Consider the following 14,331-nt stretch of genomic DNA (forward strand, 5'->3'; position numbering starts at 1 on the left):
CCCCGCCGGTCGCCGTCGCCCCGCCGGCCAGCCAGCCCCAGCGCGCCCGCCCCGTCGTCGCCGCGGCACGCCGGGCGAGATTCAGCGACACCCAGGCGCCGAACCCGCAGACCGCGGCGGGCAGCAGCACAAGCCACAGATCGTGCTGCTGGGTTATGCAGGCATACACACGCATCATCCGGCGTTCTTCCCGTCCGTACCCGTCCGCGCGGCTTGACCGCCGCTTGATCCGAGTACCTTATCGCTTTAGTACGTTAATAATCCTTTTTTGGATTTGCCCGAAGCGCGGAATCGTCAGGCTCAGGTTGCACGAGCCGCTACAGCCGGTAACGCAGGGCATCCACCAGCGCGGCCAGGGCGGGCGGGATCTGACGGCGGCTGGGGTAGTAGAGGTAATAGCCGGGGAAGGGCTTGCACCAGTCGTCCAGCACCCGGACCAGCCGCCCGGCGGCGATGTGCTCCGCCACCTCGTCCTCGAAGACGTAGGCCAGCCCCCGGCCATCCAGCGCGGCGGCCAGGATCACGTCCATGTCGTTGGACACCAGCGATCCGGAGACCCGCACGTTGATCGGCTGCCCCTTCTCCTCGAACTCCCACACATAGACGGCGCCGGAGGCCGTGAAGCGGTAGTTGATGCAGTCGTGCCCCGCCAGATCCTGCGGGGCGCAGGGCACCGGACGGCGCGCGAAGTAGGAGGGGGCGCCGACGATGGCCGCCCGGATGTCGGGGCCGATGCGCACCGCGATCATGTCCTTCTCCACCTGCTCGCCCAGCCGGACCCCGGCGTCGAACCGGCTGGCCACGATGTCGGTCAGGCTGCTGTCGATGGACAGCTCCACCTGCACCTCCGGAAAGTCGGCGAGGAATCGCGACAGCGCGGGCCACATCAGCCGGACGGCGGCGTGCTTTCCGGTGGTGATGCGGATGGTGCCGGCGGGCTTCTCCCGCAGTTCCCCCACCGCGGCCAGCCCGGCGGCGATGTCGTCCAGGGCGGGCCGCAGCGTGCGGAGCAGCCGCTGCCCGGCCTCCGTCGTGGAGACGCTGCGGGTCGTGCGGGCCAGCAGGCGCAGCCCCAGCCGGTCCTCCAGCGCCTTCATGGCGTGGCTGAGCGCGGATTGGGACATGCCCAGCCGGGCCGCCGCACGGGTGAAGCTTCCCTCCTCCGCCACCACGGCGAAGGCCGCCAGATCGCTCAGGTCGTTCCGGTTCATTCATGCACCGTGCTCATAAGCCCAAGTGAATTGTACCGGCTAATCGGTTGCGGGCGAAGCGGTTAGGATGCCCGTGGTCACGCTTGCGGGCCGAACGGACGGGTAGGGCGGGCGCATCGGCACAAGACCGACTCCCACACTGGGGTGTTGGCACCGCCGCCCAACGGCACGACACTGCGTGGCGCCTTGATACCAGGCGGGATTCAGGCCGTGGAATCCGGCTGAAGGCGCGCATCCAAAAAAACCGACAGGCAGAGTCGAGAGACAGGGATCATCCGATGATTCGTTTGAACATCAACGGACAGGACCGGGACGTGGACGTGCCCGGCGACATGCCGCTTCTGTGGGTCCTGCGGGACGAGTTGAACCTGACCGGCACGAAGTTCGGCTGCGGCATCGCCCAGTGCGGCGCCTGCACCGTCCATATGGACGGCACGCCGGTGCGCGCCTGCCAGACCCCGGCGGAAACCGCGGCGGGCACGAGGATCACCACCATCGAGGGTGTGTCCGGCAAGGCCGCCGAGGCCGTGCAGGCCGCTTGGCGGACGCTGGACGTGGTGCAGTGCGGTTACTGCCAGTCCGGCCAGATCATGAGCGCCGTGGCGCTGCTGACCGACAACCGCAACCCCACGGACGACGACATCGACGCGGCGATGGACGGCAACGTCTGCCGCTGCGCCACTTACCCGCGCATCCGCGCGGCGATCAAGGACGCCGCCAAGGCGATGGGGGCCTGAGCCATGCTGAACCAGCTCATCAAGCAGGCGGCGGCGGACGTCGCCGCGCCCTCCCGCCGCGGCTTCCTGAAGGGGGCCGGCGGCGCGCTGGTGCTCGGCGCCATGCTCCCCCGGACCGGCTTTGCGACCGAGGCCGCGGCTTCCAAGATCGTCGGCCCGGCGGACCCGCGCCCGCAAGCCTTCATCCGCATCGCCGCCGACGACACGGTGACCGTCCTGGTCAAGCATCTGGACAAGGGCCAGGGCATCATGACCGGCCTGACCACCATCGTGGCGGAGGAGCTTGACGCCGACTGGGCGCAGATGCGCGGCGCCTTCGCCCCGGCGGACGGCGCGCTCTACGCCAACCACTTCTTCGGCATCCAGGGCACCGGCGGCTCCACCGCGGTCGCCAACAGCTGGGACGAGCTGCGCATGGCCGGCGCCGCCGCCCGCGCCATGCTGGTCGCCACCGCCGCGGCGCGCTGGTCGGTCCCGGCCTCGTCCGTCACGGTGGAGCGGGGACTCGTCCGCCACGCCGCCTCCAACCGCAGCGCCCGCTTCGGCGCGCTGGCGGAGGACGCGGCGAAGCTGCCCGTCCCGCAGACCGTCGCGCTGAAGGACCCCAAAGCCTACACGCTGATCGGCAACCCGTCGCTGCACCGGCTGGACCATGTGTCGAAGACCGACGGCACGGCCATCTTCGCCATGGACATCCGCCGCCCCGGACAGGTGACGGCGGTGCTGGCCCGCTCCCCCCGCTTCGGCGGCACGGTGAAGGCGGTGGACGCCGCCGCGGCGAAGCGGGTGCCCGGCGTGCTGGAGGTGCTGACCGTGCCGATGGGCGTCGCGGTCGTCGCCCGAAACACCTGGGCCGCCATGAAGGGGCGCGAGGCCCTGACGGTGGAGTGGGACGACGCCGGGGCGGAGATGCGCGGCACCGAGGAGATGCTGGCCGACTACCGCAAGCTGGCCGAGCGGCCCGGCAACGTCGCCGCCGACACCGGCGACGCGGCGAAGGCGCTGGCCGGCGCCGCCAAGGTGGTGGAGGCGGAGTTCGTCTTCCCCTACCTCGCCCACGCGCCGATGGAGCCGCTGAACGCGACGGTCGAGCTGAACCCGGAGGGCGGCTGCACCATCTGGGCCGGCTCGCAGTTCCAGGGGGTGGAGCAGAAGGTCGCCGCCGCCATGCTGGGCTGCAAGCCGGAGCAGGTGGTCATCAACACCGTCTGGGCGGGCGGCAGCTTCGGGCGGCGCGCCACCCCGGACGCCGACTACATCGCGGAGGCCGTGGCCATCGCCAAGGCGTATGGCGGAAAGGCGCCGGTCCATCTGGTGTGGACACGCGAGGACGACATCCGCGGCGGCCGCTACCGCCCGCTGTTCCTCCACCGGGTCAAGGCCGGTCTGGACGCCGGCGGCAGGCTGGTGGCGTGGCAGCAGCGCATCGTCGGGCAGAGCTTCATGGGCGGCACCCCGTTCGAAGCCTTCATGGTGAAGAACGGCGTGGACGCCACCTCGGTCGAGGGCGCCTCGGACATGGCCTACGCCGTGCCGAACCTGCACGTCGATCTGCACTCGCCGCCGTCGCCGGTCACCACCCTGTGGTGGCGCTCGGTCGGCCACACCCACACCGCCTACGCCAAGGAGGTGATGATCGACGAGCTGGCCGCGGCGGCGGGCAAGGACCCGGTGGCCTTCCGGCTGGAGATGCTGAAGGACCACCCGCGCCTCCAGGGCGTGCTGAAACTGGCGGCGGAGAAGGCCGGCTGGGGCCAGGCGCTGCCCAAGGGCAAGGGGCGCGGCGTCGCCGTGCACGAGAGCTTCAGCAGCTTCGTCGCCCACGTCGCGGAGGTCTCGGTGGACGAGCAGGGCCGCGTGACCATCGACCGCGTGGTCTGTGCGGTGGATTGCGGGCAGGTGGTGAACCCCAACGTCGTGGAGGCGCAGATCTCCGGCGGCACCGGCTGGGCCATCGGCCACGCCCTGCGCGACGAGATCACGCTGACCGGCGGGCTGGTGGACCAGAGCAACTTCGACGGCTACCAGCCGCTCCGCAATTCGGAGATGCCGCCGGTGGAGGTGCATGTCATCCCCTCCGCGGAGCGCCCGACCGGCGTCGGCGAACCCGGCGTGCCGACCGCCGCCCCGGCGGTCGCCAACGCGGTCTTCGCGGCCAGCGGCAAGCGCCTGCACCACCTGCCCTTCACCCGGTCCGGCATGGTGTAAAAGGGACACGGAACGCGGCAGGCCGGGGCGTTTCGTCTCCGGCCTGCCTGCCCTGCCCCGATCGTATGACGTTTTTGCTGCAAATTCATGACGCCCGGCGTTAAGAGGAAACGGCAGAACCGACCGAGAGAACCGTTTCCATGCTGCTGCTGCGCGCCATCCGCTCCATGATGCCGAAGGAAGAGCGGGTCATTGAGCAATTCATCGAGCAGGCCCGTCACATCGTCGATGCCGCCGCCGCCCTGGAAGCCGTCATGCAGGCCGGACCGGACGACCGCGCCGAGCGCACCGCCGCCCTGAAGCGGATCGAGAAGGACGCCGACCGCGTCGCCAAGGACGCCGGGCGCGGGCTGCACCGCACCTTCATCACGCCCTTCGACCGGTCGGAGATCCAGGCGCTGATCAACGCGCTGGACGACTGCATCGACCTGATGGACGAGGTGCCGCGCCTCGCCGCGCTCTACGGCATCGAGACCTTCGACGACCGGATGATGCGCATGGCGGCGATCGGCCGCAAGCAGGCCGCCCTGCTGTCGGAGGTCATGCCGCTGCTGACCCGCATCACCGTCCACGCCGACCGCATCCTGCACATCTGCGGCCAGATCTCCGACCTGGAGGACGAGGCCGACGAGATCCTGCGCGACGCCATGCAGTCCCTGATCGCCGAACGCCCGGAGATGATCGACTTCCTGGGCCGCCGCGAGGTCTACGAACTGCTGGAGGCCGTCACCGACCGCTGCGACGACGTGGGCGACCTGATCGAAGGGATCACCCTCGATCAGGCGTGACGGCGCAACACGCTCCGGTTATGGTTAACGGTGCATAAACCAATTCACGGCTAATCTTTCGGGCATCGCCGCTCCGATCCCGAGAGATTGCCGCCGTGAAGCTGCGCCTCGCCACCGCCGCCGCCCTTTTCGCCTTTCTCGCGATCCCGGCGGGCATGACCGCCGGACGGAGCGCGCAGGCGGGCGACTCCGTCGCCTACGCCCACAGCACCGAGTCGGAGGAGGTCGACCGCTTCGTCCGGGCGCTGCGCACCATCCGCGGCCAGTATGTCGAGCCGCTGACCGACCGGGAACTGGTGGACATCGCCATCAAGGCCATGGCCGGGCGGGACCGCTACTCCGCCTATCTCGACGACGGCGAATACCGGCAATTGCAGGCGGCGAACGACGGCGCCTTCGCCGGGCTCGGCATCCGCTACGAGGCCCACGGCACCCGCGTGCGCATCGCCGAGACGGTTCCCGAGTCCCCCGCGGAGGCCGCCGGGCTGCGCTCCGGCGACGTGATCCTGGCGGTGGACCAGCAGCCGGTCGGCGGGCCGGAGCTGGCGACCGTCAAGCAGATGCTGAGCGGGCCGGAGGGGGCGGCGGTGTCGCTGACCGTCCTGCGCGCCGGGACGCCGGACCCCTTCGAGGTCAGCGTGGTCCGCGGCAAGCTGCGCATCCCCTCGGTCCGGCTGGCCGCGGTCGGGACGGTGGGCTACATCCGCATCGTCCGCTTCGACCGCCAGACCCACACGGGGGTCAGCGCGGCCATCCGCTCGCTGCGCGACCGGATCGGGCCGGGCATCGGCGGCTTCGTCATCGACCTGCGCGACAACCCCGGCGGGCTGGTGCAGGCCAGCGTTCTGGTGGCCGACGCCTTTCTGGACAAGGGGACGATCCTGACCGCCCGCGGCCCCGGGCGCGGGGCGGACAAGACCTACACCGCCACACCCGGCGACGAGACCGGCGGCCTGCCGCTGGTGGTGCTGGTCAACGGGCGCTCCGCCTCCGCCGCGGAGATCCTGACCGGGGCGCTGAAGGACCACCGGCGCGCCACGGTGATCGGCACGACGACCTTCGGCAAGGGGATCATCCAAAGCGTCATCCCCTTCGACGGCGGCGCGCTGAAGCTGACCACGGCGCGCTACTACACGCCGTCCGGCCAGTCGATCCACCAGACCGGCATCCAGCCCGACGAGACCATCGCCGTCACCGGCGCGGACTCCGCCGGGGACGGCGGCCAATCCGCCACGCCCCCCGGCAGCATCCCCAACGCGGCCGACGATCAGGTTTTCGCCCGCGCGCTGTCCATTCTGCGCGCGCGCTGACCCCCCGCCCCGGCGACGGAAACCCGCCTACGCGGCGCGCCCCATGCCGCCCTGCTGCGGCGCCGCGTCGGACATCGCGTAGTTGCACCCGAAGCGGTTGGCGATGAAATCGGCGTAGCGGACCTCCTCCTGCGTCACGAAACCCCGCTGCGGCAACGTGCCGTCGGCCAGCAGGTCCAGAACGGCGCAGATGCCCGACGCCGTGGTGATCTGGATGCCGTTGTAGAAGGTGCCGCCGATCTCCCGCCCGTAGATCTTGTTGGCGTAGGTTTCCTGAAGCAGGCGCCCGCGCTTCGTCCCGGTCACCGTCACGAAGATCAGCACCACGTCCTGAAGGGTCGCCGGGATCGAATGCTCCAGGATGTCCTTCAGCAGTTCCCGCCGGCTGCCCAGCCGCAGGTCGTGCAACAGCGCCTTCATCAGGTCGCGGTGCCCCGGATAACGGACGGAGCGGTAGTTGAGCGTCCGCACCTTGCCCGCCAGCGTCTCGCACAGCGTGCCCAGGCCGCCGGAGGTGTTGAACGCCTCGTACAGCACGCCGTCGAGGGAGAACTCCTCGCGCTCCTCCAGCGGCGGGACGGAGACGAGGCGGCCTTCCACGATGGCCTCGCAGGGTTCCAGATACTCGTTGATGACGCCCTCGGTGCTCCAGGTCAGGTTGTAGTTCAGGGCGTTGGACGGGTATTTCGGCAGCGCGCCGACGCGCATCCGCACCGTGTCCAGCGTCTCGAAGCGCGAGGCCACGTCGTTGGCGACGATGGAGATGAAGCCCGGCGCCAGCCCGCATTGCGGGATGAAGGCGCACGGCGCGCCGTCCGCCAGCTCCCTGACGCGCCGCGTGCTCGCCACGTCCTCCGTCAGGTCGAGGTAGTGGGTGCCGGCGGCCCGCGCCGCCTCGGCCACCCCGACCGTCAGGTGGTAGGGCAGCGCGCTGAGCACCGCGAACTTGCCCCGCATCGCCGCGGCGAGATCCGCGGGGTCGGCGGCGTCCACCACGCGCGTCTCCAGCCGCGGGTGGGCCGGCAGCCGCTCCAGCGCGTCCGCCGAGCGGTCGGCGACCGTCACCCGGTAATCGCCCGTGGCCTTCAGGAAATCGCCGATGGTCTCGCCGATCTTGCCGCCGCCCATCAGAAGAATGTCGCGCATCGTCCCGTCCCCCGTTTCCCGGTTTGCGTCGTTATGACGCAATCTTGACCGGACGGCCTGTCGATGTGCAGTGTGCATGGTGCCGAAACGCTCCATTTGCGTCGGCGATATGACGGAGATTCCGGCGATATGACGGACGACCTCGACCAGCGGCTTCTCGACGCGCTTCAGGACAACGCGCGGGAACCCACCGCCGCGCTGGCCCGCCGCCTGCGCGTGTCGCGCAGCACGGTGCAGAGCCGCATCCAGCGGCTGGAGGAACGGGGGGTGATCGCCGGCTACACGGTGCGGCTGTCGGACGAGACGGCGCGCCGGATGATCCGGGCGCATGTCTCCATCAACCTGTCGCCGAAGCTGACCGCCGCGGTGGTCCAGGCGCTGAAGCGGATTCCGGAGGTGCGGGCGCTCCACGCCATCAGCGGCGCGCACGACCTGATCGCCGTGGTGCGGACGGGGACGATGGAGGAGATGGACGCGCTGATCGACCGCATCGGCGCCATCGACGGGATCGAGCGGACGACCTCCTCCATCATCATGGCGACGAAGTTCGAGCGGTGAGGGTTGGGTGGTTGGAGAGGGGCCCGACGCGGCCACCCTCCACCCCGCCCTCCCCCAGCAACCACTCCCGGAACGCCACCAGCGGCGGGTGATGCGCCCGCGAGGGCGGATGGACGAGGTGATAGGCGCGGTCCGGGTTGCGGTAGGGCCGATCCAGCGCCGGAACGAGCGAGCCGTCCTGCAACTCCGCCTGCACCAGAAGGGTCGGCAGCAGCGCCACCCCCAGCCCGGTGATCGCCGCCTGGGCGGTGGTGGAGAACTGTTCGAAGAACATGCCGGCGCCCTCGTGCCGCTCGATGCCCTGAGCGGCGAACCAGTCCTTCCAGGCTTCCGGGCGGCTGGTGGTGTGCAGCAGCGGCAGCGCCACCAGATCCCCCGGCTCCCGGATCGGGTGGGCCGCCAGGAAGGACGGGGCGCAGAGCGGCAGCACCACCTCCTCCATCAACCGTTCGCAGACGGCGCCCGGCCAGTCGGCGGCGCCGAAATGGATGGCGGCGTCCAGATCCTCCGACCGGAAATCGAAGGGCTCCATCTTGGTCATGAAATGGATGATCACCTGCGGGTGCGCCTTCTGGAAGGCGGGCAGGCGCGGCACCAGCCAGCGCGTGCCGAAGGTCGGCAGCACGGCCAGCTTCAGCACGCCCCCTTGCGGCGCGGTCATGACCCTGAGCGTGGCCGCCCCCACCCGGTGCAGCGCCTCCCGCACCTCCGCCGCGTAGGATTCGCCGGCGGGCGTCAGGGTCACGCGCTGGTCGCGGCGCACGAACAGCGGCACGCGAAGCTGGTCCTCCAGCGTCTTGATCTGGCGGCTGACCGCGCCCTGGGTCAGCGCCAGCTCCTGCGCCGCGGCGGTGAAGCTGCCGGTGCGCGCCGCCGCCTCGAAGGCGGAGAGCGCGCTCATGGAGGGGAGAAGGCGGCGTTGCAGACCCATGGGTCATGACTATAGCTCATGACCGGGGGAAAGAAAGTCGGTTGCGCGGGGCGGGGCCGCCCGCCAGATTGAGAGGGATTTGAACGCCCAGCCGAGGAACGAGCGCGCTATGAAGACCGGAGGCCAGTTGATCGTCGAGGCGCTGGAGGCGCAAGGCGTCGCGCGCGTGTTCTGCGTGCCGGGCGAAAGCTACCTCGCCGTGCTGGATGCGCTGCACGATTCCTCGATCCGCACCGTCAACGCCCGCCACGAGAGCGGGGCCGCCATGATGGCGGAGGCCGAGGGCAAGCTGACCGGACGGCCCGGCGTCTGTTTCGTCACCCGCGGCCCCGGCGCCACCAACGCCGCGCCGGGCGTGCATGTGGCGCAGCAGGACTCTTCCCCGATGATCCTGTTCATCGGCCAGATCGAACGCGGCATGCGCGGGCGCGACGCCTTCCAGGAGGTGGACTACACCCGCATGTTCGGCGGCATGGCCAAGTGGGTGGCGGAGATCGACAGCGCCGACCGCGTGCCGGAAATGATCAGCCGCGCCTTCCACACCGCCATGGCCGGACGCCCCGGCCCGGTCGTCCTGGTGCTGCCGGAAGACATGCTGGTGGAGACGGCGGATGTGACCGCCGCCCGCCCTGCCCAGCCGGTGGACAGCGCCCCCACCCCCGCCCAGGTCGCCGAATTCGGGCGGCTGCTCGCCGGGGCGCAGCGCCCGCTGGTCATCGCCGGCGGCTCCCGCTGGTCGGAGGAGGCGGTGGCCGCGCTCCGCGCCTTCGCGGAGACCTTCGCGCTGCCGGTGGCCGTCACCTTCCGCCGCCAGATGCTGTTCGACCACACGCATCCCAACTACGCGGGCGACATCGGGCTGGGCATCAACCCGAAGCTGACCGCGCTGGTGAAGGAGGCGGACCTGATCCTGCTGCTCGGCGGGCGCTTCTCCGAGGTGCCGTCGCAGAGCTACGAACTCCTGGGCATCCCGGAGACCGGCAAGACGCTGATCCACGTCCATCCGGGGCCGGAGGAGCTGGGCCGCGTCTATCACCCCGATCTCGCCGTCAACGCCACGCCGGGCGCCTTCCTCGACGCCGTGGCCGGGCTGGAGCCGCCGGCCTCCCCCGCCTGGGCCGGGCGCGCCGAGACCGCCCACGCCGCCTACACCGCCTGGAGCGAGCCGCCGGCCACCATCCCCGGCGCCGTCCAGATGGGCGCCGTCATGTCCTGGCTGCGCGACACCCTGCCCGACGACGCCATCCTGACCAACGGCGCCGGCAACTACGCCACCTGGATTCACCGCTTCTGGCGCTTCCGCCGCTACGGCACGCAGGCGGCGCCGGTCTGCGGCTCCATGGGCTACGGCCTGCCCGCCGCCGTGGCGGCCAAACTGCTGCACCCGGAGCGGGACGTGGTCTGCTTCGCCGGGGACGGCTGCTTCCAGATGACCGGGCTGGAGTTCGGCACCGCCGTGCAGGAGGGGGCCAACGTCATCGTGGTCGTGGTGGACAACGGCATGTACGGCACCATCCGGATGCACCAGGAGCGGGAGTATCCGGGCCGCGTGTCCGCCACCGCCCTGAAGAATCCGGACTTCGCCGCGCTGGCCCGCGCCTGTGGCGGCCATGGCGAGACGGTGGAGCGGACGGAGGACTTCGCCCCCGCCTTCGAGCGCGCCCGCGCCTCCGGCCTGCCGGCCATCCTGCACGTCAAGCTCGACCCCGAAGCCCTGACCCCGAACCGCAGCCTGTCCGACATCCGCGCCGCCGGGCGCCCGCGCTGATCCACACCGAGGACTTTACTCCATGCAGCACCGCGATCTTCTTTCCCGCCTCGGCCTCGAACTTCCCGCCGACGGGTCCGGCCTGACCGTCCGCTCGCCCATCGACGGGGCGCTGCTGGGCGTGGCGCCGGTCACCCCGGCGCCGGAGATCCCGGAGGTGGCCGCCCGCGCCCAGCGCGCCTTCGAGGCGTGGCGCACCGTCCCCGCCCCGCGCCGCGGCGAGCTGGTCCGCCTGCTGGGCGAGGAGCTGCGCGCCGCCAAGGACGATCTGGGCCGTCTCGTCACGCTGGAGATGGGCAAGATCTTCCAGGAGGGGCTGGGCGAGGTCCAGGAGATGATCGACATCTGCGACTTCGCGGTCGGCCTGTCCCGCCAGCTCTACGGCCTGACCATCGCGTCGGAGCGTCCGGGCCACGCGATGCGCGAAACCTGGCACCCGATGGGTCCCTGCGCGGTGATCTCCGCCTTCAACTTCCCGGTCGCGGTCTGGGCGTGGAACGCCGCCCTGGCGCTGGTCTGCGGCGACCCGGTGATCTGGAAGCCGTCGGAGAAGACCCCGCTGACCGCGCTCGCCTGCCAGCGCATCTTCGAGCGCGCCGCGGCCCGCTTCGGCGACGCCCCGGCGGACCTGCTCCAGGTCGTCAACGGCGGGCGCGACGTGGGCGAGGCGCTGGTCGCCAGCCCGCTGGTCCCCATCGTGTCGGCCACCGGCTCGACCCGCATGGGCCGCGAGGTCGCGCTCAAGGTGGCGGAGCGCTTCGCCCGCCCGATCCTCGAGCTGGGCGGCAACAACGCGATGATCGTGGCGCCGTCGGCCGACCTCGACATGGCGGTGCGCGCCATCGTCTTCGCCGCGGTGGGCACCTGCGGCCAGCGCTGCACCACGCTGCGCCGCCTGATCGTCCACAAGGACGTGCGCGACACGCTGCTGCCGCGCCTGAAGGCCGCCTACGCCTCGGTTCCCATCGGCAACCCGCTGGAATCCGGCGTGCTGGTCGGCCCGCTGAACGACAAGGGCGCCTTCGACGGCATGCAGCGCGCGCTGGAGCAGGCCAAGGCGGACGGCGGCGTCGTGACCGGCGGCGCCCGCGCCCTGGCCGACCGCTACCCCGACGCCTGGTACGTGCAGCCGGCCATCGTGGAGATGCCGGGCCAGACCGACATCGTGCGGCACGAGACCTTCGCCCCGATCCTCTACGTCCTGACCTACGAGACGCTGGAGGAGGCCATCGCGCTTCAGAACGCGGTGCCGCAGGGCCTGTCCTCCTGCATCTTCACCACCGACATCCGCGAGGCGGAGACCTTCCTGTCGGCGTCGGGCAGCGATTGCGGCATCGCCAACGTCAACATCGGCCCGTCGGGCGCCGAGATCGGCGGCGCCTTCGGCGGCGAGAAGGAGACGGGCGGCGGGCGCGAGTCCGGGTCCGATTCCTGGAAAGCCTACATGCGCCGCCAGACGGCCACGGTGAATTACTCCCGGTCCCTGCCGCTGGCCCAGGGCATCAAGTTCGAGATCGCGGGCTGATCCAACCGGCGCACAAGAAGAAGGCCGCCCGTTCCACCGGGCGGCCTTTTCTCGTCGATGGGGTCAGAGGGCTTCGCTGCGAAGCCGCCTTGCGGGTCGGTCGGGGGAGGTGTTGCGGCGCAGGTGCTCGGCAATGGGGGTGAGCTGTGCCAGGACCTGCTCGTGCGTCAGACGGTCCCGGCGCAGCACGGCCTGGACCACCGGATCGCTCAACAGTTCGGCAACGCGGCAGCGCCACGTCTGCTTGGGCAGTCCGTTCATTGCTGTTCTCGTTGCTGTGGGAAGGAAAACGCCGGCCCTCACCGGCAGGCGTACGGTACGCGGAGCATGTTACAGTTCGGCGCGTACGGCCCGTGTTATTTCGGGTACCTGCACATCCTGTGTACGTGCCTCCGGCATAAGGAACCGTACGGGAAGCGTTCAGGCTCCCTTCCCGGCCCCCTCGCGCGCCCGCACCTGCTCGCGGTGGAAGATGTAGACGCCGCTGGCGACGATCACCAGACCGCCCGCCAGGGTGAAGGCGCTGGGCGCCTCCCCGAAGACCAGCAGGCCGTACAGCACCGCCCACAGCAGCGACGTGTAGCCGAAGGGCGCCACCGTCGCCGCGTCCGCCGCCGTGTAGGCGCGGATCAGACAGAAATGACTGCACGCCCCCAATGCGCCCAGCAGCACCATCAGCGCCGCCCCCGTCAGGTCCGGCGTCACCCAGCCGAAGGGCAGCAGCAGCCCGCAGAGCACCGTCCCGGCCATGCTGGTGTAGAAGAAGGTCGTCAGCGTGGAATCGCCGCCGCGCAGCAGCCGGGTGACGATCTGGTACAGCGCGTTGCACAGCGCGGCGCCCAGCGGCAGCAGAATCGCCCATTGGAAGACGATGCTGGCCGGGCCGATGATGATCATCGCCCCGATGAAGCAGCCCAGCACCCCCAGCCCGCGCCGCCAGCCCACCGTCTCCTTCAGCAGCGGGACGGACAGGACGGTGACCAGCACCGGCGCCACGTTGGCGATGGCCGCCACGTCCACGAAGGGCAGCGTCTTGTAGGACACCGCCACCAGCAGGGTCAGCACCGCCAGCAGGGCGGAGCGGAGGATCTGGATTCCCGGACGCTTGGCGATCAGGTGGCTGGGCGAACGCACCGCCACCACCGCGAAGGCGATGGCCAGATGCACCGCGAAGCGCGCCCAGGCGACCTCCGGGAAGGGATAGGTCTGCACCAGCACGCGCAGGGTCGCGTCCTGCGTCACGAACAGCAGCGTGGTCAGCAGCATCCAGGCGATGCCGGCCCGCCCGGACGAGGCTGAGGACAGGGCCTTTTCAGTGGCGGTCATCGGGCGGGGATCATGGGCGGGGCGGTCCTTCCTGTGGCGCGTCACACCCTGGCCCATGCCGGGCAGGCGGTCAAATGCGATGCTGGCAAATCAGCACAGACCTCCGGTTGCCGCCGCGCCGGCCCATCGGGACGGGCCGGCGCGCCTGCCGGCCTGCGTCAGTGCTTGTGCTGCATCCCGCCGGCCTGCGGGCCGCCCGCACCGCCGTGCGACGGGGCGGCGGAGCCGGCGCCCTGCACGTCCACCTGGACGGTCACCGGGCCGGCCTTCTCGAAGGTCAGGGTCAGCGGGAACGCCTTCCCCTGGGCCAGCGGCTGCTTCAGGCCGAACAGCATGACGTGCAGCCCGCCGGGCTGGAGCGCCGTCGCGGAGCCGGGCGCCACCTCGATGGCGTCGACCTGACGCATCTTCATGACGCCGTTGTCCATCAGGTGGGTGTGCAGCTCCGCCTTGTCGGCGGCGGGCGTGCTGGCCGACAGCAGGCGGTCGCCGTCCTGGCCGGAGGTGCTGAGCACCATGTAGGCCGAGCCGTTCCGGGCCGAGGGCGCCGTGGCGCGCGCCCAGGGATGGTCGACCGCGACGGACCCGGCCTTGTAGTCGTGGGCCAGGGCGGTGCCGGCGGTCAGCGCGGTCAGGACGGCGAGCGCCAGGGCATGCTTTTTCATGATGACGGATTCCTGCGAAGGGATTGTTCGGTTCGTTGTTCAGTCGGACAAGGCAGGAACGGTCATCGGCGGGGCACGGGCGTTGGGGCGGAAGCCGCGCGGGCGGCGGCGCTTGCGGGTCCGGCGGGGGAGCCTGCGCAGCGCCCCGGACAGGCGCG

At 70.8% G+C, this 14,331-nt stretch carries 13 protein-coding genes; 7 read left to right on the forward strand and 6 right to left on the reverse strand.

The genetic code is table 11. The annotated features are described in order from the left end of the window. Nucleotides 1-317: 317 nt before the first annotated feature. Nucleotides 318-1,211, reverse strand: coding sequence for a LysR family transcriptional regulator (locus QSG27_RS22540; protein WP_306710084.1), 894 nt, complete (start codon nt 1,209-1,211; stop codon nt 318-320). 278 nt (nt 1,212-1,489) lie between these two features. Between QSG27_RS22540 and QSG27_RS22545 the strand changes: the two genes are divergently transcribed. From QSG27_RS22545 to QSG27_RS22560, 4 genes are all read left to right on the forward strand, one after another. Then, nucleotides 1,490-1,948: a (2Fe-2S)-binding protein gene (locus tag QSG27_RS22545; RefSeq protein WP_306710086.1), complete on the forward strand. Its 459-nt coding sequence runs from the start codon at nt 1,490-1,492 to the stop codon at nt 1,946-1,948. A gap of 3 nt (nt 1,949-1,951) precedes the next feature. Then, nucleotides 1,952-4,156 (forward strand): xanthine dehydrogenase family protein molybdopterin-binding subunit, encoded by a 2,205-nt coding sequence (locus tag QSG27_RS22550; protein ID WP_306710087.1) that lies wholly within the window; start codon nt 1,952-1,954, stop codon nt 4,154-4,156. Nucleotides 4,157-4,296: 140 nt separating this feature from the next. Continuing rightward, entirely contained in the window at nt 4,297-4,944 is a 648-nt protein-coding gene (locus tag QSG27_RS22555) for a DUF47 domain-containing protein (RefSeq protein ID WP_306710089.1), read from the forward strand. Between the two features lie 95 nt (nt 4,945-5,039). Beyond that, the gene (locus tag QSG27_RS22560) at nt 5,040-6,254 is read left to right on the forward strand and encodes a S41 family peptidase (protein WP_306710091.1); all 1,215 of its coding nucleotides are present in this window, start codon (nt 5,040-5,042) and stop codon (nt 6,252-6,254) included. 27 nt (nt 6,255-6,281) lie between these two features. Here the strand turns inward: QSG27_RS22560 and QSG27_RS22565 are convergent, their stop codons facing one another. Then, the gene (locus QSG27_RS22565) at nt 6,282-7,400 is read right to left on the reverse strand and encodes a saccharopine dehydrogenase family protein (RefSeq protein WP_306710093.1); all 1,119 of its coding nucleotides are present in this window, start codon (nt 7,398-7,400) and stop codon (nt 6,282-6,284) included. Nucleotides 7,401-7,529: 129 nt separating this feature from the next. Between QSG27_RS22565 and QSG27_RS22570 the strand changes: the two genes are divergently transcribed. Further along, nucleotides 7,530-7,958: an Lrp/AsnC family transcriptional regulator gene (locus QSG27_RS22570; RefSeq protein WP_306710095.1), complete on the forward strand. Its 429-nt coding sequence runs from the start codon at nt 7,530-7,532 to the stop codon at nt 7,956-7,958. On the opposite strand, the gene gcvA is transcribed toward QSG27_RS22570, so the two are convergent. After that, nucleotides 7,933-8,889 carry a transcriptional regulator GcvA gene (gcvA, locus tag QSG27_RS22575; RefSeq protein WP_306710097.1) on the reverse strand — a complete coding sequence of 319 codons (957 nt, stop codon included), beginning with the start codon at nt 8,887-8,889 and terminating at the stop codon, nt 7,933-7,935. The two genes, QSG27_RS22570 and gcvA, sit on opposite strands and share 26 nt — an antisense overlap. A gap of 109 nt (nt 8,890-8,998) precedes the next feature. Here gcvA and QSG27_RS22580 point away from each other — a divergent pair, with 109 nt between their 5' ends. After that, a complete protein-coding gene (locus QSG27_RS22580; protein WP_306710100.1) occupies nt 8,999-10,657 on the forward strand; it encodes a thiamine pyrophosphate-binding protein in 1,659 nt (552 codons plus the stop codon). A gap of 22 nt (nt 10,658-10,679) precedes the next feature. Further along, the gene (gene amaB / locus QSG27_RS22585; RefSeq protein WP_306710102.1) at nt 10,680-12,182 is read left to right on the forward strand and encodes an L-piperidine-6-carboxylate dehydrogenase; all 1,503 of its coding nucleotides are present in this window, start codon (nt 10,680-10,682) and stop codon (nt 12,180-12,182) included. A gap of 63 nt (nt 12,183-12,245) precedes the next feature. Here amaB and QSG27_RS22590 read toward each other — a convergent pair whose 3' ends face one another. From QSG27_RS22590 to QSG27_RS22600, 3 genes are all read right to left on the reverse strand, one after another. After that, nucleotides 12,246-12,443, reverse strand: a complete 198-nt coding sequence (locus QSG27_RS22590; protein WP_306710103.1) for a hypothetical protein — start codon at nt 12,441-12,443, stop codon at nt 12,246-12,248. A gap of 159 nt (nt 12,444-12,602) precedes the next feature. Further along, the gene (locus QSG27_RS22595; RefSeq protein WP_306710104.1) at nt 12,603-13,508 is read right to left on the reverse strand and encodes a DMT family transporter; all 906 of its coding nucleotides are present in this window, start codon (nt 13,506-13,508) and stop codon (nt 12,603-12,605) included. Between the two features lie 158 nt (nt 13,509-13,666). Further along, on the reverse strand, nt 13,667-14,173 hold the full coding sequence (locus QSG27_RS22600) for a copper chaperone PCu(A)C (protein WP_306710106.1): 507 nt from the start codon (nt 14,171-14,173) through the stop codon (nt 13,667-13,669). Nucleotides 14,174-14,331: the final 158 nt, after the last annotated feature.

Origin of the sequence: Azospirillum isscasi, assembly GCF_030849505.1 — a bacterium.
Classification (GTDB): Bacteria; Pseudomonadota; Alphaproteobacteria; order Azospirillales; family Azospirillaceae; genus Azospirillum; species Azospirillum isscasi.

Coding starts and splice junctions, on each gene's coding strand:
- QSG27_RS22590 (WP_306710103.1), bottom strand. CDS start 12,443: ATGAACGGACTGCCCAAGCAGACGTGGCGCTGCCGCGTTGCCGAACTG.
- QSG27_RS22550 (WP_306710087.1), top strand. CDS start 1,952: ATGCTGAACCAGCTCATCAAGCAGGCGGCGGCGGACGTCGCCGCGCCC.
- QSG27_RS22545 (WP_306710086.1), top strand. CDS start 1,490: ATGATTCGTTTGAACATCAACGGACAGGACCGGGACGTGGACGTGCCC.
- QSG27_RS22580 (WP_306710100.1), top strand. CDS start 8,999: ATGAAGACCGGAGGCCAGTTGATCGTCGAGGCGCTGGAGGCGCAAGGC.
- QSG27_RS22540 (WP_306710084.1), bottom strand. CDS start 1,211: ATGAACCGGAACGACCTGAGCGATCTGGCGGCCTTCGCCGTGGTGGCG.
- QSG27_RS22565 (WP_306710093.1), bottom strand. CDS start 7,400: ATGCGCGACATTCTTCTGATGGGCGGCGGCAAGATCGGCGAGACCATC.
- QSG27_RS22555 (WP_306710089.1), top strand. CDS start 4,297: ATGCTGCTGCTGCGCGCCATCCGCTCCATGATGCCGAAGGAAGAGCGG.
- amaB (WP_306710102.1), top strand. CDS start 10,680: ATGCAGCACCGCGATCTTCTTTCCCGCCTCGGCCTCGAACTTCCCGCC.
- QSG27_RS22570 (WP_306710095.1), top strand. CDS start 7,530: ATGACGGACGACCTCGACCAGCGGCTTCTCGACGCGCTTCAGGACAAC.
- QSG27_RS22600 (WP_306710106.1), bottom strand. CDS start 14,173: ATGAAAAAGCATGCCCTGGCGCTCGCCGTCCTGACCGCGCTGACCGCC.
- gcvA (WP_306710097.1), bottom strand. CDS start 8,889: ATGGGTCTGCAACGCCGCCTTCTCCCCTCCATGAGCGCGCTCTCCGCC.
- QSG27_RS22595 (WP_306710104.1), bottom strand. CDS start 13,508: ATGACCGCCACTGAAAAGGCCCTGTCCTCAGCCTCGTCCGGGCGGGCC.